The organism is Lentzea cavernae, from assembly GCF_014653695.1.
In the GTDB taxonomy this organism is placed as follows: domain Bacteria; phylum Actinomycetota; class Actinomycetes; order Mycobacteriales; family Pseudonocardiaceae; genus Lentzea; species Lentzea cavernae.
Genome location: NZ_BNAR01000001.1, coordinates 911338 through 931540 on the forward strand (window position 1 = coordinate 911338; position 20203 = coordinate 931540).

Annotated in this window: 21 protein-coding genes; 14 read left to right on the forward strand and 7 right to left on the reverse strand. The window is 71.0% G+C overall.

Annotated elements, in window-relative coordinates; all coding sequences use genetic code 11:
- The first annotated feature begins 61 nt into the window (after window positions 1–61).
- A complete protein-coding gene (locus tag IE307_RS04135; RefSeq protein WP_191296062.1) occupies window positions 62–352 on the forward strand; it encodes a muconolactone Delta-isomerase family protein in 291 nt (96 codons plus the stop codon).
- The gene (locus tag IE307_RS04140; protein WP_229904361.1) at window positions 349–1590 is read left to right on the forward strand and encodes a YbfB/YjiJ family MFS transporter; all 1242 of its coding nucleotides are present in this window, start codon (window positions 349–351) and stop codon (window positions 1588–1590) included. Before IE307_RS04135 ends, IE307_RS04140 begins: the two co-directional genes overlap by 4 nt.
- Here the strand turns inward: IE307_RS04140 and IE307_RS04145 are convergent.
- Complete coding sequence (locus IE307_RS04145; RefSeq protein WP_191296063.1) at window positions 1508–2479, reverse strand: alcohol dehydrogenase catalytic domain-containing protein; 972 nt, start codon at window positions 2477–2479, stop codon at window positions 1508–1510. The two genes, IE307_RS04140 and IE307_RS04145, sit on opposite strands and share 83 nt — an antisense overlap.
- Window positions 2480–2563: 84 nt before the next feature.
- Between IE307_RS04145 and IE307_RS04150 the strand changes: the two genes are divergently transcribed.
- From IE307_RS04150 to IE307_RS04165, 4 genes are all read left to right on the forward strand, one after another.
- Window positions 2564–3730 carry a beta-1,3-glucanase family protein gene (locus tag IE307_RS04150; RefSeq protein ID WP_191296064.1) on the forward strand — a complete coding sequence of 389 codons (1167 nt, stop codon included), beginning with the start codon at window positions 2564–2566 and terminating at the stop codon, window positions 3728–3730.
- Window positions 3731–3811: 81 nt separating this feature from the next.
- Complete coding sequence (locus IE307_RS04155; RefSeq protein WP_191296065.1) at window positions 3812–4483, forward strand: response regulator transcription factor; 672 nt, start codon at window positions 3812–3814, stop codon at window positions 4481–4483.
- Complete coding sequence (locus IE307_RS04160; protein ID WP_191296066.1) at window positions 4480–5793, forward strand: sensor histidine kinase; 1314 nt, start codon at window positions 4480–4482, stop codon at window positions 5791–5793. The genes IE307_RS04155 and IE307_RS04160 overlap by 4 nt, the downstream gene beginning before the upstream one ends.
- A 45-nt stretch (window positions 5794–5838) precedes the next feature.
- On the forward strand, window positions 5839–6879 hold the full coding sequence (locus IE307_RS04165; RefSeq protein ID WP_191296067.1) for an NAD-dependent epimerase/dehydratase family protein: 1041 nt from the start codon (window positions 5839–5841) through the stop codon (window positions 6877–6879).
- Here the strand turns inward: IE307_RS04165 and IE307_RS04170 are convergent.
- Window positions 6866–8032 carry a hypothetical protein gene (locus tag IE307_RS04170; RefSeq protein WP_229904362.1) on the reverse strand — a complete coding sequence of 389 codons (1167 nt, stop codon included), beginning with the start codon at window positions 8030–8032 and terminating at the stop codon, window positions 6866–6868. The genes IE307_RS04165 and IE307_RS04170 overlap by 14 nt on opposite strands.
- Before the next feature lie 121 nt (window positions 8033–8153).
- Here IE307_RS04170 and IE307_RS04175 point away from each other — a divergent pair, with 121 nt between their 5' ends.
- From IE307_RS04175 to IE307_RS04195, 5 genes are read left to right on the forward strand one after another with little or no spacing between them, the layout of a single operon-like run.
- Window positions 8154–8792 carry a glycosyltransferase family 2 protein gene (locus tag IE307_RS04175; protein ID WP_191296068.1) on the forward strand — a complete coding sequence of 213 codons (639 nt, stop codon included), beginning with the start codon at window positions 8154–8156 and terminating at the stop codon, window positions 8790–8792.
- 17 nt (window positions 8793–8809) lie between these two features.
- On the forward strand, window positions 8810–9433 hold the full coding sequence (locus IE307_RS04180) for a TIGR04282 family arsenosugar biosynthesis glycosyltransferase (RefSeq protein WP_191296502.1): 624 nt from the start codon (window positions 8810–8812) through the stop codon (window positions 9431–9433).
- Window positions 9430–10029, forward strand: coding sequence for a methyltransferase domain-containing protein (locus tag IE307_RS04185; RefSeq protein WP_191296069.1), 600 nt, complete (start codon window positions 9430–9432; stop codon window positions 10027–10029). Before IE307_RS04180 ends, IE307_RS04185 begins: the two co-directional genes overlap by 4 nt.
- A complete protein-coding gene (locus IE307_RS04190) occupies window positions 10026–11063 on the forward strand; it encodes a molybdopterin-dependent oxidoreductase (RefSeq protein WP_229904364.1) in 1038 nt (345 codons plus the stop codon). Before IE307_RS04185 ends, IE307_RS04190 begins: the two co-directional genes overlap by 4 nt.
- Window positions 11060–11467, forward strand: a complete 408-nt coding sequence (locus IE307_RS04195) for a hypothetical protein (protein ID WP_191296071.1) — start codon at window positions 11060–11062, stop codon at window positions 11465–11467. The genes IE307_RS04190 and IE307_RS04195 overlap by 4 nt, the downstream gene beginning before the upstream one ends.
- Here IE307_RS04195 and IE307_RS04200 read toward each other — a convergent pair.
- Both IE307_RS04200 and IE307_RS04205 read right to left on the reverse strand, forming a co-directional pair.
- Window positions 11399–12214: an ABC transporter permease subunit gene (locus tag IE307_RS04200; RefSeq protein WP_191296072.1), complete on the reverse strand. Its 816-nt coding sequence runs from the start codon at window positions 12212–12214 to the stop codon at window positions 11399–11401. The genes IE307_RS04195 and IE307_RS04200 overlap by 69 nt on opposite strands.
- The gene (locus IE307_RS04205; protein WP_191296073.1) at window positions 12214–13074 is read right to left on the reverse strand and encodes an ABC transporter ATP-binding protein; all 861 of its coding nucleotides are present in this window, start codon (window positions 13072–13074) and stop codon (window positions 12214–12216) included. The genes IE307_RS04200 and IE307_RS04205 overlap by 1 nt, the downstream gene beginning before the upstream one ends.
- Before the next feature lie 99 nt (window positions 13075–13173).
- Here IE307_RS04205 and IE307_RS04210 point away from each other — a divergent pair, with 99 nt between their 5' ends.
- Window positions 13174–14223 carry a sensor histidine kinase gene (locus IE307_RS04210; RefSeq protein ID WP_191296074.1) on the forward strand — a complete coding sequence of 350 codons (1050 nt, stop codon included), beginning with the start codon at window positions 13174–13176 and terminating at the stop codon, window positions 14221–14223.
- On the forward strand, window positions 14220–14864 hold the full coding sequence (locus IE307_RS04215; RefSeq protein ID WP_191296075.1) for a response regulator: 645 nt from the start codon (window positions 14220–14222) through the stop codon (window positions 14862–14864). The genes IE307_RS04210 and IE307_RS04215 overlap by 4 nt, the downstream gene beginning before the upstream one ends.
- Here the strand turns inward: IE307_RS04215 and IE307_RS04220 are convergent.
- The gene (locus IE307_RS04220) at window positions 14850–15470 is read right to left on the reverse strand and encodes a DJ-1/PfpI family protein (RefSeq protein ID WP_191296076.1); all 621 of its coding nucleotides are present in this window, start codon (window positions 15468–15470) and stop codon (window positions 14850–14852) included. The two genes, IE307_RS04215 and IE307_RS04220, sit on opposite strands and share 15 nt — an antisense overlap.
- Window positions 15470–16432, reverse strand: a complete 963-nt coding sequence (locus tag IE307_RS04225) for a GlxA family transcriptional regulator (protein WP_229904365.1) — start codon at window positions 16430–16432, stop codon at window positions 15470–15472. The genes IE307_RS04220 and IE307_RS04225 overlap by 1 nt, the downstream gene beginning before the upstream one ends.
- 81 nt (window positions 16433–16513) lie before the next feature.
- On the opposite strand from IE307_RS04225, the gene IE307_RS04230 reads away from it, so the two are divergent.
- Complete coding sequence (locus tag IE307_RS04230; protein ID WP_191296078.1) at window positions 16514–17518, forward strand: GDSL-type esterase/lipase family protein; 1005 nt, start codon at window positions 16514–16516, stop codon at window positions 17516–17518.
- A 237-nt stretch (window positions 17519–17755) separates the two neighbouring features.
- On the opposite strand, the gene IE307_RS04235 is transcribed toward IE307_RS04230, so the two are convergent.
- Window positions 17756–20104 (reverse strand): hypothetical protein, encoded by a 2349-nt coding sequence (locus IE307_RS04235; RefSeq protein ID WP_191296079.1) that lies wholly within the window; start codon window positions 20102–20104, stop codon window positions 17756–17758.
- Window positions 20105–20203 lie beyond the last annotated feature (99 nt).

Genomic DNA, 20203 nt, shown 5'->3' on the forward strand with positions numbered 1-20203 from the left:
CTCCCACGCAGGAGAAAGCCGGTCGTGGCGCCCGCCGCGCCCCCGGTCGCACGATGAGGCCATGAGAGAGTTCATCGTCGAGATCACCACCACCATCCCGGACGGCACACCCCAGTCCGAAGTGGACTCACGCCGCGCGGCCGAAGCGGTGCGGGCCAAGGAACTCACCACAACCGGCAACTTGGTCCGACTGTGGCGCCCCATCGGCGAGATGCGCAGCATCGGCCTGTGGCGCGCCGACGACGAGGCCGACCTCCACGCCCACGTGCTCGGCACACTCCCGTTGTCGCTGTGGATGAAGTTCGACGTCACGGCCGTACAACCCCACCCGAACGACCCCGGCCGGCTGTGAGCGCTCGGGCAGCAGCGGCCCTCGCGGCGGCCATGGGCGTAGGACGGTTCGTCTACACCCCGATCTTGCCGCTCATGACCGCCCAAGCGGGCCTGTCGCTCTCCTCCGCCGCATCGCTCGCCACCGCCAACTACCTGGGCTACTTCGTCGGCGCCCTGGCCACGGTCGTGCGCGCGCCTTCTCGGGCTGCCAACCGCGTCGCGCTCGTGCTGCTCGTGGCGACGCTCGCCGGGATGCCGCTCACGCACGGCATGGCCGCATGGTTCGTGCTGCGGCTGCTGGCCGGGGTGGCGAGTGCGGTGGTGTTCGTGGCCGCTGTGAACTCGCGGCCCGGGTGGGGGATGAGCGGGGTCGGGGTGGGGATCGCGTTGTCCGGGGTGCTGGTGCTGGTGTGGGGGCAGTGGCAGGCGGCGTGGTGGGTGTCGGCGGGGCTGGCTGCGCTGTTGGCGGTGTGGGCTTGGGCGTTGGAGCCGGATGTGCGCGGTGCGGACGCGCGTGGCGTGGACACGGCCGCAGAGGCGCAGCCGGACGCCTCGGAACTGTCAGACCTGCCTGAGACGATAGGAGTGGGGGCTCGACTCCCCCTGGGGGCCGGTGAGTCGGGATCGATCCAGGATCCACGCGAGGGCGGCTCCCCCCGGCAAACAGCACGCCCAAGCCAGCCCGCCCGGCAAACAACACGCGCAAGCCGCTCCACCCGACGCGCGTTCGCCTTCCTCTTCGCCGCCTACACCCTCGAAGGCGTCGGCTACATCATCGCCGCCACCTTCCTCGTCGCCGCCATCAGCGGCCCCCTCGGCGGCAGCGCGTGGATCCTCGTCGGCCTCTCCGCCGCCCTCTCCCCCATCCTGATCAAACCAAGCCGCAACGCCCTCCCAGCCGCACTGGCCGTCCAGGCGATCGGCATCGCCCTCCCAGCCGCCATAGCCGGATCAGCCCTCATCGGCACCATCCTCTTCGGCGGCACCTTCATCGGCGTCGCCGCCACAGCTCTCAAGCAAGGCACCGACCTCGGCTTCCCCAGAGCAGCCGCCACCCTGACCGCCGGTTACTCGGCAGGCCAGGTCCTCGGCCCCCTCCTGGCCACCCCGTTGCTGCACAACGGCTACAACCACGCCCTCCTGCTGGCCGCGGCGATCGTCGCGCTGGCAGCCGTCACAGCTCCAGCACCACCTTCACGTCGTCGGCTCGCGTCTCGAACGCCTCGGAGAAGTCCTCCAGCGGCACCCGCCGAGTGATCATCGCCGACAGCCAGGCGTCGTCCGCCCGGTCCAGCACCGCGGAGGCCTCCCGGTAGTGCCGCACGTTCGAGTTGACCGTGCCGAACGCGATCCCGTTGCGCAGCACCAGATCGAGGTTGATCTGCCCGATGTCGGCGGGGATCACCTCGGTGGACGGCACTCCGGTCAGGCACACCAGGTCCCGGCCGAGCAGGCGGGCGACGAGCGACGGTGCGCCGGTCGCCTCGATCACGACCGGACAATCGGGCAAAGTCCGGTGGTAGGTGGCGCCGAGCGACTCGACCAGCGCGGGCTTCGGGCCGGAAGAGGCCAGGTCGAACACGTGCACGTCGAGGCCGCGTTGCACCCCGATCAGCGCCGCGAGCAGCCCGATCGGGCCCGCGCCCGTCACCAGCACGCTCTCGAACGGGTACAAAGCCAACGCGTCGAGCCGTTCCCACGCTTTGACGACCACAGATGTCGGCTCGACCAATACACCGGTGGAGGAACTCACCGAGACGGCGTAGGAGGCGGGGACCGTCCACAGTGTCGAGCCGTAGCCGTCGAGGCCCGTGATGCCGCGCTCGGTGTACTTGCCGTTGCGGCACATGTCGAACTCGCCGCGCGCGCACGCCACGCACGGCACCGGGTCGGGTCTGCGGACGACGCCGGCCACCAGTGAACCAGGTTCGAACCCCGGGCCGCTGATCACGCGTCCGAGTGACTCGTGGCCGATCACCAGGGTGCCGCCGACGCCGAACTCGCCGCGCACTATTTCGCGGTCGGTTCCGCAGATGCCGACCGCGAGGCCTTCCACGAGCAAATCGCCTGGTCCGGGCACTGGGTCGGGTAGATCGACCAATGCCAGCGATCCGGCCCGTGCGAGATCCACAGTGAGTGCGCGCATGAAGACCATTCTTGACACATCAACACCTTCACGCTGAGTATGAGAGCGCTCTCACGAACCCTGTCTTCAGTGAGGAGATAGTCGATGCGCAAGCTCCTGCTGCTCGCGACATCGGCCCTACTTGGGCTGACAACGATGTCCGCACCGGTGCAAGCGGCTCCACCGAGCCAGCTCCCTCTCACCGTCACGAACAACTCGGGGCGCGGCGACGCGGTCCACCTCTACATCACCGGGATCTACAACGGCCGGCTCGGCTACGTGAACGGCAACGGCCAGTTCACGGCGTGGTCCGGTGGGGGCATCCCGCCCGTTCCGGCACCGGACTTCTCGATCCCCGGCCCGGCCAACGGCGCCAGCAAGACCGTGCAGATCCCGCTCAACCTGGCCGGCGGCCGGATCTACATGGCCTTCCGGGACAAGCTGAAGTTCAGCCTCGTGCCCGGCGGTCTCGTGCAGCCGGCCCCGTGGGCGGGCGGCGACCCGAACCGCGACATCCTGTTCGACTGGAGCGAGTTCAGCTACGACGGCGGCGGTCTGTGGCTCAACAGCTCCCAGGTGGACATGTTCGCGGTCCCGCACGCGGTCGAGGCGACGTCGCAGGGCGGTGCCACGAAGCGCGCTGGCCAGCTGGTCGCGAACGGGCGCAACCGCGTCTTCGACCAGCACCAGCAGCTCGGCGGTGACTGGGCGAAGCTCGCGTACACGCGTTCCGACGGCACGCGGCTGCGCGTGCTGAACCCGAGCAAGGGGCTCGACGCGGGCCTGTTCTCCAACTCGTACTTCCAGAGCTACGTCAACAGCGTCTGGTCGACGTACCAGAACACGCCGCTGACCGTCGTGCCGTACCAGGCGGAGCCGAACCGCAAGTTCACCGGCCGCGTCAGCGGTGGGGTCATGCGGTTCACGAACACCTCCGGCCAGCAGGTCGCGGAGTTCCAGCAGCCGTCCACCCGGGACGTGCTCAACTGCGACGGGCGGCTCGCGGCGCCGAACAACGAGCTCGGCGCGATCTCGCGGTCGCTGTGCGCGGCGCTCAACCGGTCGACGCTCGGCTTCATCCACACCCAGCCGACGTACAAGGCGAGTGAGTTCTACACCCGCGCGACCACGAACCACTTCTCGAAGATCGTGCACGCCAACATGGCCGACGGCAGGGCTTACGGCTTCGCCTTCGACGACGTCGGCGGCTTCGAGTCACTTGTCCACGAACCGAACCCGCGTTCGGCAAAAATCACGCTGACCGGATTCTAAACCGAAACAATCTTGCTTTTGATCGACTTTCACTCCACTGTGTGAGGGCCGTCGCCGCGGCTCTCACACAGTGGAGTCGTTGTGTGCGTACGGGTCCTGCTGGTCGAAGACGACGAGCGAATCCGGCAGGCTTTGAGCCTCGCCTTGTCCGACGAGGGTTTCACGGTTGACGAGGCGGGTTCGGGTGAAGTGGCGTTGCACCGTTTGGAGACGGAATCGTTCGACGTGGTGCTGATCGACCTGACGTTGCCCGGAATGGACGGCCTGGAGGTCGTGCGGACCCTGCGAGGGCGCGGTGACCTGCCGATAATCGTGGTGACGGCGCGAACGGACGCCCGTGACGTGATCGCCGGGCTGGAGGCGGGAGCGGACGACTACGTCACGAAACCGTTGATGGCGAGCGTTCTCGCGGCACGGGTCCGCGCGTTGTTGCGCCGGCGCGGGCCGGGCGGCGACGCCGTTCGGATCGGCGCGCTGGAAATCCGTCCGCAGGAAGGTCTTGTGCACCGTGCGGGGCAACGCGTTCATCTCACCAGGACGGAATTCCGGCTGTTGCTGGAACTCGCTGGTGCGTGCGGGCGAATCGTCACGCGGGAGCAGTTGCTGCAAAAGGTTTGGGGATATGACTACTTCGGTGACACCCGCCTGCTGGACGTGCACATAAGAAGACTCCGTCGCAAGATCGAGGCGAACCCGGACGACCCGGAGCTGGTGCTCACCGTGCGCGGCACCGGGTACCGGATCCGCTCGTGAGACTCACGCTGCGCCGCCGGGTCACCCTGTCGTTCGGCCTCGGCCTGCTGGCCGTCACGAGCGTGCTGGCCTTCGCGACCTGGAACCTCGCCTCCGGCTCCATGCTGCGGCAACGGGAGGCGAGCGCGACGCGGCAGGCCGAGGTCAACGTGCGGCTGGTCGAGAGGTCGCTCGGCTCACCTGGCCTGGGCGAGTTGCTGACCGGCCTCGTCACCGGACCCGACTCGGCGATCCTCGTGCTGGGCCCGGCGGGCCCGGTGACGGCGGGCCGCGAGGTCGAGCCGTCGCAGCTGCCGGACGGTCTGGTGGAGCACTCGCCGGGCAGCGAGCGGATCACCGTGGACGGGCTGCCGATGCTGGCCGTCGCACGGCCCGTGGCGGGCGGCGCCGTCTACGTCGAGCTGTTCGGGTTGCAGCAGCTCGACCGGACCTCCTGCTTGCTCAGCGCGGTGCTGATCGCCGGCACGATCGGTTCGGCACTGCTCGGGGCGGCGCTGGGGTCGTGGACGTCGAAGCGGGCGCTGAAACCGTTGACGGAGCTGAGCTCCGCGGCGGGCAGGATCGCCGGTGGTGATCTCCACGCCCGGCTGCCCGACCAGGCCGACCCGGATCTCGCCGCGCTGGCGGCGAAGTTCAACTCGACGGCCCAAGCGCTGCAACGACGAGCGTTGCGCGACGCCCGGTTCGCGTCGGACGTGTCGCACGAGCTGCGGTCGCCGTTGATGACGATGGTGAACGCGGGCGAGGTGCTGCGCCGCCGTCGCGCACACCTGCCCGGCACGGCGGGAACGGCGCTGGAGCTGCTGACCTCGGAGGTCGACAGGTTCGCGCGGATGGTCGCCGACCTGCTGGAGATCTCCCGGGCCGACCAGACCGACGACCCGCGGCCGGAGGAGATCGCGCTGGACGCCCTGGTGCGCAACGTGATCGCGACCCGTGCGCCGGTGGCGCTGGAGCTGGAGCCCGCCGTCGTGCTGGGTGACCGGCGACGGCTGGACCGGGTGCTGGCGAACATGCTGGACAACGCCGAGCGGCACGCGGGCGGGGCGGTGCTGGTGGCCGTGAGGGTCGCCGGCTGCCGCGTGCGGCTGGAGGTGGAGGACGCCGGGCCGGGTGTGCCGGAACGGCTGCGGGAGGAGATCTTCGAACGATTCTCGCGCGGCCGGGGTGACGGCACGGGCAGCGGGCTGGGGCTCGCGCTGGTCCGCGAGCACGTGCGGCGGCTGGGCGGCCGGGTGTGGGTGGAGGACCGCTCCCCCGGCGGATCGCGTTTCGTGGTGGAGATGGTCTTACGGAGTTCTGACGGCTAGCCGTGTGGCAGCGCCGGTCGGCGTGCGCGGCCCTACGGTCGGTCCATGCGAGTACTGATCACCGGCGGAGCCGGGTTCATCGGGTCGCACGTCGCGGACGAGCTGACCTCGCAGGGCCACGAATGCGTGGTGTTCGACGCGTTGCTGCCCGAGGCGCACGGCGCTGTTCCTCCGCTGGAACACGAACTTGTCGTCGGTGACGTGACGGACGCCGGCGCGTTGCGGCCTTTGCTGTCCACTGTGGACGCGGTGTGCCATCAGGCGGCGATGGTCGGGCACGGCGTGGACCCGTTCGACGCGCCCTCCTACGCCCGGCACAACGACCTGGGCACGGCGGTGCTGCTGGCCGAGATGCACCGGGCCGGGGTGTCGCGGCTGGTGCTGGCGTCGTCGATGGTCGTCTACGGCGAGGGGCGTTACCGGTGTCTCTCGCACGGGATCGTGCGGGCCGAACGGACAGCGGCCGACGTCGAGCGCGGACTCTACGAACCGCGCTGCTTCTGCGGCGACTTCGTGGTGTCCGAACTCGTTCCCGAGGACGCGCCACTGGAGCCGCGCAGCACCTACGCGGCCACCAAGCTCGCACAGGAGCACCTCGCGGTGGCGTGGGCAAGACAGACCGGCGGAAGCGTGTGGGCCTTGCGGTACCACAACGTCTACGGTCCGCGGATGCCGCGCGACACCCCGTACGCCGGGGTGGCGTCGATCTTCCGGTCGGCCCTGCGGAACGGTGTGGCACCCCGCGTGATGGAGGACGGCAGGCAGCGGCGGGACTTCGTGCACGTCACGGACGTCGCGCGGGCGAACGTGCTGGCGCTCGCCTCCCCGCGTCCCGGCTTCGAGGCGGTGAACGTCTGCTCCGGCACCCCGCACACGATCGGCGACCTGGCGTCCGCCCTGGCCGACGCGTGCGACGGGCCGGCGCCGCAGATCGTGGGCGGTGCCCGGCCGGGCGACGTCCGGCACGTCGTGGCGTCGCCCGCGAAGGCGTTGGAGGTGCTGGGTTTCGAGGCCCGGGTCGGCTTCGAGGACGGTGTGCGCGAGTTCGCCTCTGCCTCGCAGCGGGAGCCCGTCACCAGTTCGTGAGCACGAGGTGGTTCACCGCCAGGGCCGTGATCGCTTGGGCGGTGAGCCACCTCCTGTGGTGGCCGAGCCTCGCGGTGCCGACCAGGAGCCACACCGCGAACGGCAGCCAGATCCGTTCGGTCTCGGCCTTGCTCAGACCGGACAGGTCCGCCGCCAGGACCGCGATGCCGGCCGCGACCACCCACTTGTCCTTGCGCAGCCCCTTGATGCCCGCCGGGCCGATGACCAGCGCGAGGGCGGCCAGGTTCGCCCACACCCAGTACCAGTACGGCCTGGTGTCGCCGATCCCCTGGTAGTAGCGGAGTTTCACGAGCTCGTAGCCGTCGAGCCACCAGAACCCGCTGACCGCGAACGCCCCGACGACCGCGAGCGCGCCCGCGACAGCCCAGCCGATCTTCCTGCCGACCGCGACGAGCGCGAGCGGGGCGAGCAGCACCAGGCCGTAGGACAGGAACAGGCACCACCCCAGCACGATGCCGCCGAGCAGCGGTCTCCTGGTGAGCAGGTAGATCCCGACGGCCGCGACGCCCATGAACATGCCGTCCGCCGACGCCCCCACCCACACCGCTCCCGGGAACAGCACCAGGAACGGCAGGATCGCGTTGTCGCCGACGGCCTTGGGAATGGCCACGACCGCGAGCGACCCGACCAGGACGCAGAAGATCGACGCCGCGGCTCCTCCTCCGAGCCCGATGCGGTCGAGTGCGACGAACGTGAGCAGCGCGCCCGGCGGGTGGCCGGAGACGTGCGTGGTCCACGAGTCGGGCTGGAAGTCGGGGATGCGTGCGGCGAAACCGCGGAGCATCGCGGGGACGTCGGTGATCCCGGGGACCTCGTGCAGGTACTCGTCGTCGGTGGTCAGCCTGGTGACGAACCGGTTCCAGCCGTCGATCATCGCCAGCGAGGAGGTGAACGCCGTCGCCGTCACGTAGGCGATCGGCAGCGCGAACCTGTGCCGCGCCAGCTCCGGCCCCTTGGCGACGACGAGGAATGCGATCAGGACCGCCGCGGGCGTGCCGGGACCCAGATGTGGTTGCCAGTCACCGAAGAGCGGCGCCGCCGCGGCGTGGAGAAGACCGGGGTGGGTGATGTTGACGACGACCCCGGTGATGACGGCGGCAGCGACGAGCAGGCCCGCGATGACTAGACGCACCGCGCCCAACCTAGGGGCTCGCCGCAGCCTCCGCAGACCACGCAAGACAACCGTAAGAATTCTTTCGTGCGTCACAAATCCGTAAGCACCACAACACTTTCCGATGGTCCAGGGTGGGCGGATGGATGTCGTGTTGCCCTGCCTCGACGAGGCCGCCGCACTACCCGCGGTCCTCGCCTCCCTGCCTCCCGGACACCGCGCGATCGTCGTGGACAACGGATCCGCGGACGGCTCCCCTGCCGTCGCCGCGGCCCACGGCGCGCTGGTCGTGCACGAACCCCGGCGCAGCTACGGCGCCGCCGTGCACACCGGCCTGCTCGCGGCCACCTCCGAACTCGTGGCGTTCGCCGACGCGGACGGCTCGCTCGACCTCGCCGAACTCCCTTCGATGGCACTGCTCTTGGCTGATGCCGACCTCGTGGTGGGACGGCGGCGACCTGTTCACGCGGGCGTCTGGCCGTGGCACGCACGGGCAGGCAATGCCGTGATCTCCTCTCTGTTGCGGCGCAGGGGGTTGGACGTGCACGACATCGCGCCGCTGCGGGTGTGCCGGCGCGAAGCGTTGCTGGCGCTGGACGTCCGGGATCGGGGGTTCGGCTACCCGCTGGAACTGCTGGTGCGCGCGGCCTCGGCGGGCTGGCGGGTGCGCGAGGTCGACGTGTCGTACGGGCCTCGCGCGGCGGGCACCCGTTCGAAGGTCTCGGGTTCTGTCCGCGGCACGCTGCGTGCGGTGCGGGACATGGCGGGGGTGCTGAGGTGAGGTTCTGCCTGCTGGTCATGGCCAAGTCGCCGGTGCCGGGCCAGGTGAAGACGCGCCTCTGCCCGCCGTTGAGCCCCGAGGAGGCCGCGGACGTCGCGGCGGCCTCGCTGCTCGACACCCTGGACGCCGCTCTGAACACTCCGGGCGCGGTGCCGGTGGTGGCGCTGGCCGGGGTGGTGCGGCGCGAGGACGTGCGGGACGCGTTGGCGGAGTGCGTGGTGATTCCCCAGCGCGGTGCGTCGTTCGCCGAACGGCTGGTGCACGCGCACGCCGACATCGCGCGGTTCCGGATGCCGGTGCTGCAGATCGGGATGGACACGCCCCAGGTGACGCCGGACCTGCTGGCCTCGTGCGCGTCGTTCGGCTCGTTCGGCGAGGCGGCGCTCGGGCTCGCGGTGGACGGCGGGTGGTGGGCGCTCGGGCTGCGGGACCCGCTGCGGGCCGGGGTGCTGCGGGACGTGCCGATGTCGCGGGCGGACACGGGTGCGCGGACTTTGGAGGCGTTGCACGGGATGGAGGTGCGGATGCTGCCGGTGTTGTCCGATGTGGACACGGTGGCGGACGCTCGCGCGGTGGCGGCTCAGGTGCCTGGTAGCAGGTTCGCGGCAGCGCTGCTGGACGTCGTGGCGGTGGCCCGATGATGTTCGACCAGGCACTGAAGGGCCGCCCCAGCTGGCTGGACTTCCCCGGCACCACCCCGCGCGAGCTCAGCGTCGCCCGCTGGCACGCCGACGCGGGCGGTGGCGACGACGTCCTCCTCGACGCCTGCACCGGCCCCACCCTCGACGTCGGCTGTGGTCCCGGCCGGCTCGTCGCCGCCCTGCTGGCCCGGCGGGTCCGGGCGCTCGGTGTCGACGTGTCGCCGGAGGCGGTGCGGCGCACCACCGAACGCGGCGGCATCGCGATCCGCCGTGACGTGTTCGACCTCCTGCCCGGCGAGGGTCGGTGGCGGCACGTGTTGCTCGCCGACGGCAACATCGGCATCGGCGGTGACCCGGACGCGCTGCTGCGGCGCGTCCGGCAGCTCCTCGAGCCCAGCGGAACCGTGGTCGTCGAGGTCGAGCCGCCGGGGTCGGGGCTGGCGGTCGGGCAGGCCCGCGTGCGGACGGAAGGCACCGAGGGTCAGTGGTTCCCGTGGGCGTGGAGTGACGCCGAGTCGCTCACCGCCAACGGGTTCTTCCTGCTGTGGCAGAGGGAACGTGCCGGGCGCTGGTTCGCGTGTTGGGAGAAGTTGTGAGGTTCAGGGCACCCGCGCACCACACCGGTGTGACGAGCCGGGTCGGCTTGTGGCTCGGCATCGCGTTCGGGTTGTGCTTCGTCACCGGGCTGCTCAGCCACGGCGTGCAGCACGACTGGCCGTGGCCGACGCGCCCGGTCGACCTCTACCGCGTCACGCAGGGGGTGCACGTGATCTCCGGCGTGGCGGCGATTCCGTTGCTGCTGGCCAAGTTGTGGAGCGTCTACCCGAAGTTGTTCGAGCGGCCGCTGGTGAGGTCCGTGCCGCACGCGCTGGAGCGCGGATCGATCTTCGTGCTGGTGGCGGCGTCGTTCTTCGAGCTGGCCACCGGGCTGTTCAACGCGGCGCAGAACTACCCGTGGTCGTTCTACTTCCCCACCGCGCACTACGCGGTGGCGTGGATCGTGGCTGGCGCAATGCTGGTGCACATCGCGGTCAAGATCCCTCTCATCAGGCGCTCGCTCGAGCCGGCGTCCACCGAGAAGACCGTGTTGTCCCGCAGGGCTTTCCTGCGCACCACGGCGCTGACGACCGGTGTCGCCGTCGTGGCGACGGCGGGTGTCACGGTGCCGTGGCTGCGCAAGGTGTCGGTGCTGGCGTGGCGGTCGGACGGCGATCTGCCGGTCAACCGGACGGCGAAAGCCGCCGGAATCGAGGTACCTGCCGACTGGCGCCTGAGAACGAACTCGAAGACCTACTCGCTGGACGAGCTCCGCGCCCTGCCGCAGACGACCGTCGAGCTGCCGATCGCGTGCGTCGAGGGCTGGAGCCAGAACGCGACCTGGACCGGTGTCCGCGTCTCGGAGCTGGTGGGGCGCGGGGACGTGCGGGTCGAGTCGCTGGAGGAGGACGGGCTGTACCGGGCGAGCACGCTGCCCGAGGCGTTCGCGCAGGACCCGCTGACGGTGCTGGCGTTGCGGTTGAACGGGGAGGAGCTCAGCCCGGACCACGGCTACCCGTGCCGGCTGATCGCGCCGAACCGGCCAGGGGTGCTGCAGACGAAGTGGGTCACGTCGCTGGAGGTGACGGCATGAAGGCCGTGCGGGTCGTCATCGGCCTCGCGGGGGTCGCGGCCGGTGCCTGGGGAGCCTGGTTGCTCCTCCCCCAGGTCACCGTCGAACTCCTGCTGTGGCTCGGCGGAGGTGTCGTGCTGCACGACTTCCTGATCGCACCGCTGGTCGGTGCGACCGGCCTCGTGGTCAAACGCCCGTCCATCGGCATCGGACTGACCGTCTCGGGGGTCGTCACCCTGCTGGCCGTCCCGCTGCTCTGGCGCGAGCACAGCGGCCCGGTCAACCCCGGCCTGCACGACCGCGATCACCCGTGGGGAGTCGCGGTCGCGCTGGGCGTGACCTGGGCCGCCGTGGTCCTATACGAGGTCGCGGCGCACCTTCAGAACCGTCGCCGCGCCGACGAAGAACACCACGTACCCGACTAGGAACAGGGCCGCCGTGGTGCCGCTCAGATCGGTCAGCACGCCGGGGGCGCCCGCGCCGCCCACGGCTCCGGCGAGGTTGCCCGCCGATCCGCCCGGCAGGACCTTCGTCAGCGACTCGACCGGCCCGAGCAGGGAACCCACGCCCCGCAACAGGTTCTCCGTCACGATCGCCCACATCAGCCCGAGGCCGACGGCCAGCGCGGGCCCCCTGGTGACGACGCCGAGGAACACGCCGAAGCCCGTCCACATGGCGGCGATCAGCAGAGCCGCGCCCAAGGCCTCCACGGCGGCCCAGCCGGGCAGGTTCCAGTCCCAGCCCTCCAGCGACGCGACCGCGACGGCCGCGCCGAGGTCGACCACGAACGTCAGCGCCACCAGGACCACCACGACGATCCCCAGTGCTCCCAGCGTGCCGGCCATCGCCGAGACCCGGCGGGGGCCGGCGGTCAGGGTCGTCTTCCAGGTGCCCCAGCCGTATCCGCTGCCGACCGCGAGCGCGGCGAGCACCAGGACGATGGCGCCGCCGAACATCGGCAGGCCGCGCACGACGGCCGCGCCCACGTTCTCCGGCTGCATCGAGCTGATCAGCTGCTGCTGCGAGAGGTCGCCCCTGTTGGTGCCGCCGTTCAACGCCAGGTAGTTGAACACGTAGCCGAACGTCAGCGTCATCACCAGCCAGACGCCGATCAGCACCCAGGTCGCCGGCCACTTCCACAGCCTCAGCAGCTCCGCCTTCACGCTGCCCATCACGCCGCTCCCGTCATCTCGAAGAAGACCTCTTCCAACGTCCGGCGCAGCGGCCGGACCTCCTGCACGTCCACGTCGGCGTGGACCAGGGTCCGGACCAACGCGCCCGCGTCCGTCTCGCGCACGTGCAGCACGTCACCGTGCAGCGTGCTGCCCTCGATGAGCACGTGCGCCTTCTCGATCGGGTCGGCGCGGACGAGCAGCACGGTGTCGCCGCGCAACTGCTCGACCGTGCTCTCGGCGACCAACCGGCCCCGGGAGATCACGCCCACCCGGTCGCAGATCTCCTCGACCTCGCCGAGCAGGTGGCTCGACAGCAGCACCGTCTGGCCCTGCGCGGCCAGGGCGCGCACCAGGTCGCGCATGTCGGCCATGCCCGCCGGGTCGAGGCCGTTGGTCGGCTCGTCGAGGATCAGCAGCTCGGGTTTGCCGAGCAGGGCGGCGGCGACGCCCAGCCGTTGCTTCATGCCGAGCGAGTACCGGCGGAACTTCTCCGACGCCGCGCCCACGAGGTCGACCTGCTCCAGCACGGCCTCGACGTGCGTCCCGGTCACACCGCGGCGGGCGGCGTGCACGCGCAGGTTGTCGCGGCCCGACAGGTACGGGTAGAAGCCGGGCCCCTCGATCAGAGATCCGACCTTGAGCAACGCCCTCGGGGTGCCCGGTGCCTCGCCCAGGACCTCGGCCGTGCCGCTGGTGGGCTTCACGAGGCCCAGCAGCATGCGGATCGTGGTCGTCTTGCCCGCGCCGTTGGGACCGAGGAACCCGTAGACCTCGCCCCGCCGCACGGACAGACTGACCTCGTCCACCACGGCGCGGTCGCCGTAGCGCTTCGTCAGCTTCTCCGTCGTCACGATCATGCCGACGAGCTTGTTCCCGCGGGAGCACCCAGGCGTCCGCTCTGGAGCGTCATGAAGATACGCACATCTGCGTACGTCCCCGGCCGTATGGTCGGCGGCATGCGGATCAAATGGCAGGACGTCGCCCTGACCGCGGCCCTGCTCGTCCTCGGCCTCGGCGGGACGCGGTTCGCGGCGCGCCTGCAGGGCGCGGAAGCCCTCGACGTGCCCGCGTACCTGCTCATCGCGCTGGCGGCGGCGGGCCTGCTGTTCCGCTCGGTCCGTCCGCTGTGGACGGTGGGGGTCACGACCGCCACCATCGCGGTGTACCTGGCCCTGGCCTACCCGTTCGGGCCGATCCTGATGAGCGGGGTCGCGGCGATGTACGCGGTGGCCGTGTACGCGCGCGTCGAGGTGGCCGCCGCCTGCGCCCTGGTCTACGCGCTGGCGATCCTGCCGTGGTGGAACGACTCGATCACCTCGTGGATCACCTGGTCCGCGGGCTGGATCCTGCTGCCCGTCGCGGCCGGCGTGCTGATGAGGCTGCGCAGGAAGTCCGCTGTGGACGTTCGCGAACGCGCGGTGATCTCCGAACGGCTGAGGCTCGCGCAGGAGGTCCACGACGTCGTCGGCCACGGCCTTTCAGTGATCGCCATGCAGGCCGGAGTCGCGCTCTACGTGCTGGACAGGGACCCCGCGAAGGCCAGGGCGTCGCTCGAGGCCATCCGCGACACGTCCAAGGAGGCCCTGGACGGCCTGCGGTCCGAACTGGACACCCTGCGCGGCTCGGCACCGCTCACGCCCACGATCGGCCTCGACGACGTCCCGGCGCTGGCGTCGCGAATGCGCGAGGCGGGGCTGGAGGTGTCGGTCGAGGTGCAGGACGTCGACCTGCCCGAGGGCCACCAGCTGGCCGTCTACCGGATCGTGCAGGAGTCGCTGACCAACGTCCTGCGCCACTCCTCCCCCGGCGTCACCGCGTCGGTCCGCGTCTACACCGTGCGCGGCGAACTCGTCGTGCACGTGACCGACACCGGCACGCCCAGCACGTTCACGGAAGGGCATGGCATCACGGGCATGCGTTCCCGGGCAGAGGCGCTCGGCGGCACTCTCGAGGCCGACGGATCGCACGGCTTCTCGGTGATCGCCCGGATACCGTTGCCGTCATGATTCGCGTGGTGGTGGCCGACGACCAGCCGCTCGTCCGGATGGGACTGCGGACGTTGATCGAGACCGAGGACGGCGTCCAGTTCGCCGGAGAGGCCGCCGACGGCCGCGAGGCGTTGTCGCTGATCCAGTCCACCAAGCCGGACGTGGTGTTCCTCGACATCCGCATGCCGTTGATGGACGGCCTCGAGGTCCTGCGCCGCGTGTCCGCCGACCCCGCGTGCGCCGAGGTCAAGATCGTCGTGCTCACGACGTTCGACCTCGACGAGTACGTGTTCGAGGCGCTGCGGACGGGCGCGTCCGGGTTCCTGGTGAAGGACTCCGACCCGACCGACCTGCTGCGCGCCGTGCACGTCGTGGCCGACGGCGGTTCGCTGCTCTCCCCCTCGGTCACGCGCCGGGTGATCGACCGGTTCGCGTCCGGTGCGTCGGCGAGGCCCGTGCCGCACCTCGACAAGCTGACCGAACGCGAGCGGGAGATCATGCGGCACGTGGCGTCCGGCGCGTCCAACGACGAGATCGCGGCCGTGCTGGTGATCTCGCCCGCGACGGTGCGCACGCACGTGTCGCGGGCGATGGTGAAGCTGGGCGCGCGTGATCGCGCCCAGCTGGTCGTCTTCGCCGTGCAGTCAGGCCTGACGTGACTCGAACGCGGTCTTGAGGCCCTGTGCGATCTCCGGCGGGATCGAGTCGTAGGACCGCGGCGGCTGCGGGTCGTACTCGATGCCGACCTGCACCGCCTGCGCGACCATCTCGCCGAACTCGGCCTCGACCAGCCGCAACGCCATGTCGATGCCCGCCGACACGCCCGCGCCGCTGACGACCTTGCCGTCGAACACGACCCGGTCCGTGCTCACCTCGACGCCGCGCACCTCCAGGTCCTCGCGAGCCGCCCAGTGCGTCGTGGCCTTCGAGACCAGCCCGGCCTCGGCCAGCAGCGTCGACCCGGTGCACACCGACGTCGTCCACTTCGTCGTCGGGTGGACCTCCCGCAGCCACTCGACGATTCCCCCGTCGGACTTCAGCACCTCGCGCCAGTGCCCGGAGCCCGGCACCACAACGATGTCGGTCGACTTCAGCGAGTCGAACGTGTCGGTCGGCGTGACGACCAGCCCGTTGTCGGACCTCACCGGGTCGAGCGTCGCGGCGACGAACCGCGCGGAGACCACCGGCACGCTGGCGAGCACCTCGAACGGGCCGACGAAGTCGAGCGCCGTCATGTTCGGGTAGAGCACGAACGTGGCATCCATCAGGCAACCCCAGTCGTCCGGAAGCGGGCGCGGTAGCTGCCCGGCGACACGCCGAGCACGCGCAGGAAGGCCCTCCGCAGGGTCTCGGCGGAGCCGAACCCCGACTGGCGGGCCACGAGGTCCAACGAGTCGCCCGAGCTCGCCAGCCGGTCGGCGGCGGCCTCGACGCGGGCTCGTTCGACGTACTGAGCGGGCGAGATCCCCATGCTGCGCGAGAAGACGCGGGCGAAGTGCCGCACGCTCATCATCGCCTTGCGCGCCATGACGGGCACCGTCCACTCGCGCGTCGGATCGGCGTGGATGTCGTCGAGCAACGCGCGCAACGAGCCGTCCGACACGGGTTTCGCGCGGGTGTGCACGCTGAACTGCGACTGGCCGCCCGAGCGTTGCAGGAAGACGACCAGGTACTGCGCGATCCTGCGGGCGAGCGCGGGACCGTGGTCCTGCTCGACCATGGCCAGCGCCAGGTCGATGCCCGCCGTCACCCCTGCGGACGTGGACACCTCGCCGTCGCACACGAAGATCGCGTCCGGCTCGACGTCGACGCCGCGGTTCTCCAGCTCACCGGTGAACGCCCAGTGCGTCGTCGCCTTCTTGCCCTTCAACAGCCCCGCGCCGGCCAGCACCACGGACCCGGTGCAGACACCCGCGACACGGCGCGACTTGAGCGCCAGCCGCCGCAGGTTCGTCGTGAGCACCGCGTCGGACGCAGCCTCGTCGTAACCCCAGCCGCCGACCACGAGCAGCGTGTCGATCGGACGGTCGAGCGTGCGCAGGTCGGCCCCTGCCTCGACGCGCACCCCCGCCGTCGCGGTGAACGGTCCTCCCCCGAGCGTGGCGACGGTGACCTGGTAGCGCGGCTCGCTGTAGTTCGCTGCCTCGAACACCTCGATGGGTCCCGCCAGGTCGAGCAACGCCGTGCGGTCGTAGCCGACCACCACTACTTCCCTCAGATTCCCCACACCTCCACTTTCCTCACCCCCGCCTGAGGCGGCAACGCCATATCCCCCTCGCATTCGGCCACCCCCGTAAACTGGTGCCCGATGCGCAAATTGCTCTTCCTCGCGGCGATCGGCCTGCTCACGCTCGTGCTGGTCGTGAGCGACCACGTGTTCCCGCCACCCTCCGCCCCGGACAGGGAGACCAGGACCGCGGTCGTGGCGCTCGGCGACAGCACGATGTCCGGCGAGGGCGCCGGCAGCTACGAGGCCGGGACCGACGGCGAGCCCGGCGGCAACTGGTGCCACCGCTCGCGCGAGTCCGAGATCGTCAAGACCACCGTCGAGGCCGACCAGAAGATCAACCTGGCGTGCTCGGGCGCGAACTCCGACAAGCTCCGCAACGAGCAACTGCCGCGGCTGCGCGACATCGCCGGTTCGAACCAGGTCACCGCGATCGTCGTGGCCATCGGCGCGAACGACGACCCGCGCTTCTCCGAGATCCTCAACAAGTGCTTCGAGGCGTGGAGCAAGCGCAGCGACTGCACGTCCTCGGTGGCGCCGGAGTGGTCCAAGCGCGTGCGCCGGATGGTCCCGAAGGTCGAGAACACGCTCAGCGCCATCCGCCAGACCATGCGCGACTCCGGCTACCTCGACTCCTCCTACCAACTGGTCGTGCAGTCTTACGCGGCCCCGGTCTCACCGAAGATGCCGCAGTCCCTGCAGAACCTCTCCGGCTGCCCGCTGCGCTCCGGCGACCTGGAGTGGGTCGTCGAGGAGGCCGTGCCGGAGCTGTCGAACGGCCTGCGCGCCGCCGCGGCGAAGGTGAACGCCCGCTTCCTGGACCTGTCGCGGGCCGGTGAGGGGCACGAGGCGTGCGTCGGCGGGGACGACCCGTCGTCGGAGTGGTTCACGCGGCTGTCGGTCGACTGGGACGGGTTGCGGGACGAGCGGCGCGCGTCGCACGCGTTGCAGGAGTCGTTCCACCCCAACGAGCGCGGGCACGAGCAGATCGGGCGGTGTTTGAGCGAGTTCCTGGGTTCCGGGAAGCGGGACGGGGCTTGTGTGCCGCGGTTGGACGGGTCGCTCGGGCTGTCGACGGAGGGGTAGAGCCGGCGTTCGAGGTCCTCGCGGGGTTGGCCGGGGTCGCCGGTGCGGGCGATGTCACCGCGGAACATGCCCGGGACGTCGGCCCTCACAGCAGCGCCGGCGAACCCGGCTCCACTGTGGACCAGACGTTCAGCGTGTGCGCGTCACCGAAAACGCCCGCCGGCTCGCCGTCGCGGTCCACCGGTGGGTGGAGGCGCAGCGGGCCGACGGGCGGTTCGGCGTAGCGGATGCCGATCTTCAGGCCGTCACCTGGTGCGAGACAGGCAGCACGCGCAGGTTCGCCGCCGCCCGTTCCAGCTGCGAGAGCACGCTCGGCCGCAACCCCGCGACCTCCGCGTCCGCCGCCGGTCCCGCCATCTCCTGCAGCAGCACCTGCTGCGGGTGATCGCCTTCGGCGTCGGCCACGGCCAGCACGCGGAAGGGCGTGCCGGGTGCGAAGAGCACGCGTTCCTCGGTGGCCACGGCGACTCGGTCGGCCACCTCGACGCGGCGGCCGGTGATCGACCAGATCAGGTACTCGGTGACGCCCTCGATGCGCTGCGACGGGTTCGCGACGGCGTCCAGCAGGCCGTGGTCGACCAGGACGTCGCCGCTGCGGTAGCGGCGCGGGCCCGTCGGGCCGTTGACGCCCCAGACCGCTGCCACGCCGTTGTGCACGGGTAGGCGGTTCATGCCCGAGACGATGCAGGCGACGTACGGGCGCAGGCGGCCCAGGCGTCCTGTGCGGAGCGATTCGACGACCATGTCCTCGTCCTGCGACACGCACGCCAGCAACGCCGTGAGGTCGGTGACCATGGCCTCGAACGCGGCCGGGTCCTCCTCCGCGTCCGGGCGCTGGGAGAGCAGGCGGACGACCGTTGCCGCGTGGGCGCCGTAACGCTCGCCCAGTGCGCGGCGGACCGTGTCGCGTTCCGCGTCGGAACTGCTGTGGTCCGGGGCGATCGTCTCGCGTTCGCCGTTGTCCTCCGGCGGGACCTCCCACATCGCCAGCGGTTGCAGCGGCAGTGGGCCGTCGACGCGGAACCTGATCGGGGCCGAGTCCGGGTCGTCGGACGGGAACGCGGCCTCGTCCGGGTCGTCCAGCGCGTGCGAGGTCACGGCCGCCATGGCCGGGCCGGCGCTCATGCCGGTGTAGGCGGGCTGCTCGGGTTCGGCGGGGGTGACCGGGGTGAAGAAGCCGGTGCCGCTGTCCGATTCGCGCCTCGCGTGCGCGGCACCGCCCAGGGCCGCCGCGATCTGCGCCGAGGGGACGGGCGCGGGTTCGGCCACCGGCGCGGGAGGCGGCGGGGGCGGTGCGATGACCTTGGAGTCGCAGAACACGAGCCTCAGCAGCTTGCGCACCTCGGGTTCGAGGCGTTCCACGAGAGCGGCGCCGTGCACCGCGACCGCGCCCGGCGTCGTGCGCCCCGGCGTGCCCACGGTCAGACGGGCCCACTCCGGGTCCAACGGCTGTGTGCGCACCTCTGCCGCGTTGTACGGCTCGTCCTGCTCGCGCACCCACAGGCCTGAGGGCACGACCTCGAGCACGACGCCGTCGCCGAGGGCGAACACCCCGGGCGAGACCTCGGACAGGCCCTGCACCGGCGTGCGGTAGCCCGACACGACGGGCACGGACTCGTTCGGGACGCACACGACCTCGGTGACGAACGGCCGCCACGTCTGCTGCCCGCGCGGGTCGACCGCGATGACCGCGGGCCCACCGCCGCGCACGTTGCCCACCGGCAGGCCGGTGAACATCGCGATCGGCTCGCCGATCTGGTCGGCGACGCGGCTGACGATGCCGGCGTCAACGCCGTACGGGACGAGCCGCACGCGCGAGCGGGCCGCCTGGGGCAGCGCCGTGAGCAGGCGGCACACCTCGTCGATCGGGATCGACGACTGGCCGGGGCCGCCGACGACGACGGTCAGCACGTTGTCGCGGCACGGCAGCGCCACGATCGGCCGCGAGTCCTGGGCGGCCGGGTCGAACGGCGGGTTCTGCGCGCGCAGCCAGAGACCGCTGGGGATCGGCTCGGAGATGCCGATCTCGCCCGTCGGCCACGGCGAGTTCGGGTCCATCGCCTCCCACTGCGGCACCGGGAAGCGGCGGCCGAACGGCATCGGGGACGCGTTCGGCTGGAACTTCACCCAGCTGCCGTAGCCCTGCGTGCCGACGACGAACGCGGCACCGGGCACCGTGGTCAGCACGCCGTCCGGCGCGACGACCTCGGCCTGCAGCTGCTCGGAGAGCCACTGCGCGGGAGCGGTCGGCCGCATCGACCCGGCGTGCGAGACCGCGAGCCGGACGGGCCCGCGGCCGTGCAGCGCCGTGACGACGTGCGGCCAGAAGGTGCTTTGGTCCCCGCCCGGGAAGTCGACCACGACCACGGTCCTGCCGACGTCGGCGGGAAGCGCGCGGGCGAGGCCCTGGGCGCCCTGGCTCGGGCCCTCGGGGGCGGAGACGACGAGTGTCGCCCCGACGAGGTTCGCCGCGAACGGCGTCCTCTGGGGTGCCGGCTCCGGCGGCGGCTGCGGGGCCGCTGCCGGGGGCTGCTCGGCGGGGTACAGATCCAGGTCCTGGTCCGGCGCGCTCGTGATGGTCTGCACTCCGAAACTGCTCTGCACAGAACTCTGCTGGCCAGAACTCTGCTGGATCTGTGGTTGCTGGTCGCCTTGGGCGGCGGCACGTCGGCCCAACAAGCGCCT

Excerpts from the sequence above, each read along its gene's own strand:
- IE307_RS04135 (WP_191296062.1), top strand. The coding sequence starts at position 62 with ATGAGAGAGTTCATCGTCGAGATCACCACCACCATCCCGGACGGCACA.
- IE307_RS04145 (WP_191296063.1), bottom strand. The coding sequence starts at position 2,479 with ATGCGCGCACTCACTGTGGATCTCGCACGGGCCGGATCGCTGGCATTG.
- IE307_RS04150 (WP_191296064.1), top strand. The coding sequence starts at position 2,564 with ATGCGCAAGCTCCTGCTGCTCGCGACATCGGCCCTACTTGGGCTGACA.
- IE307_RS04165 (WP_191296067.1), top strand. The coding sequence starts at position 5,839 with ATGCGAGTACTGATCACCGGCGGAGCCGGGTTCATCGGGTCGCACGTC.
- IE307_RS04175 (WP_191296068.1), top strand. The coding sequence starts at position 8,154 with ATGGATGTCGTGTTGCCCTGCCTCGACGAGGCCGCCGCACTACCCGCG.
- IE307_RS04180 (WP_191296502.1), top strand. The coding sequence starts at position 8,810 with ATGGCCAAGTCGCCGGTGCCGGGCCAGGTGAAGACGCGCCTCTGCCCG.
- IE307_RS04185 (WP_191296069.1), top strand. The coding sequence starts at position 9,430 with ATGATGTTCGACCAGGCACTGAAGGGCCGCCCCAGCTGGCTGGACTTC.
- IE307_RS04195 (WP_191296071.1), top strand. The coding sequence starts at position 11,060 with ATGAAGGCCGTGCGGGTCGTCATCGGCCTCGCGGGGGTCGCGGCCGGT.
- IE307_RS04200 (WP_191296072.1), bottom strand. The coding sequence starts at position 12,214 with ATGGGCAGCGTGAAGGCGGAGCTGCTGAGGCTGTGGAAGTGGCCGGCG.
- IE307_RS04205 (WP_191296073.1), bottom strand. The coding sequence starts at position 13,074 with ATGATCGTGACGACGGAGAAGCTGACGAAGCGCTACGGCGACCGCGCC.
- IE307_RS04210 (WP_191296074.1), top strand. The coding sequence starts at position 13,174 with ATGCGGATCAAATGGCAGGACGTCGCCCTGACCGCGGCCCTGCTCGTC.
- IE307_RS04215 (WP_191296075.1), top strand. The coding sequence starts at position 14,220 with ATGATTCGCGTGGTGGTGGCCGACGACCAGCCGCTCGTCCGGATGGGA.
- IE307_RS04220 (WP_191296076.1), bottom strand. The coding sequence starts at position 15,470 with ATGGATGCCACGTTCGTGCTCTACCCGAACATGACGGCGCTCGACTTC.
- IE307_RS04230 (WP_191296078.1), top strand. The coding sequence starts at position 16,514 with ATGCGCAAATTGCTCTTCCTCGCGGCGATCGGCCTGCTCACGCTCGTG.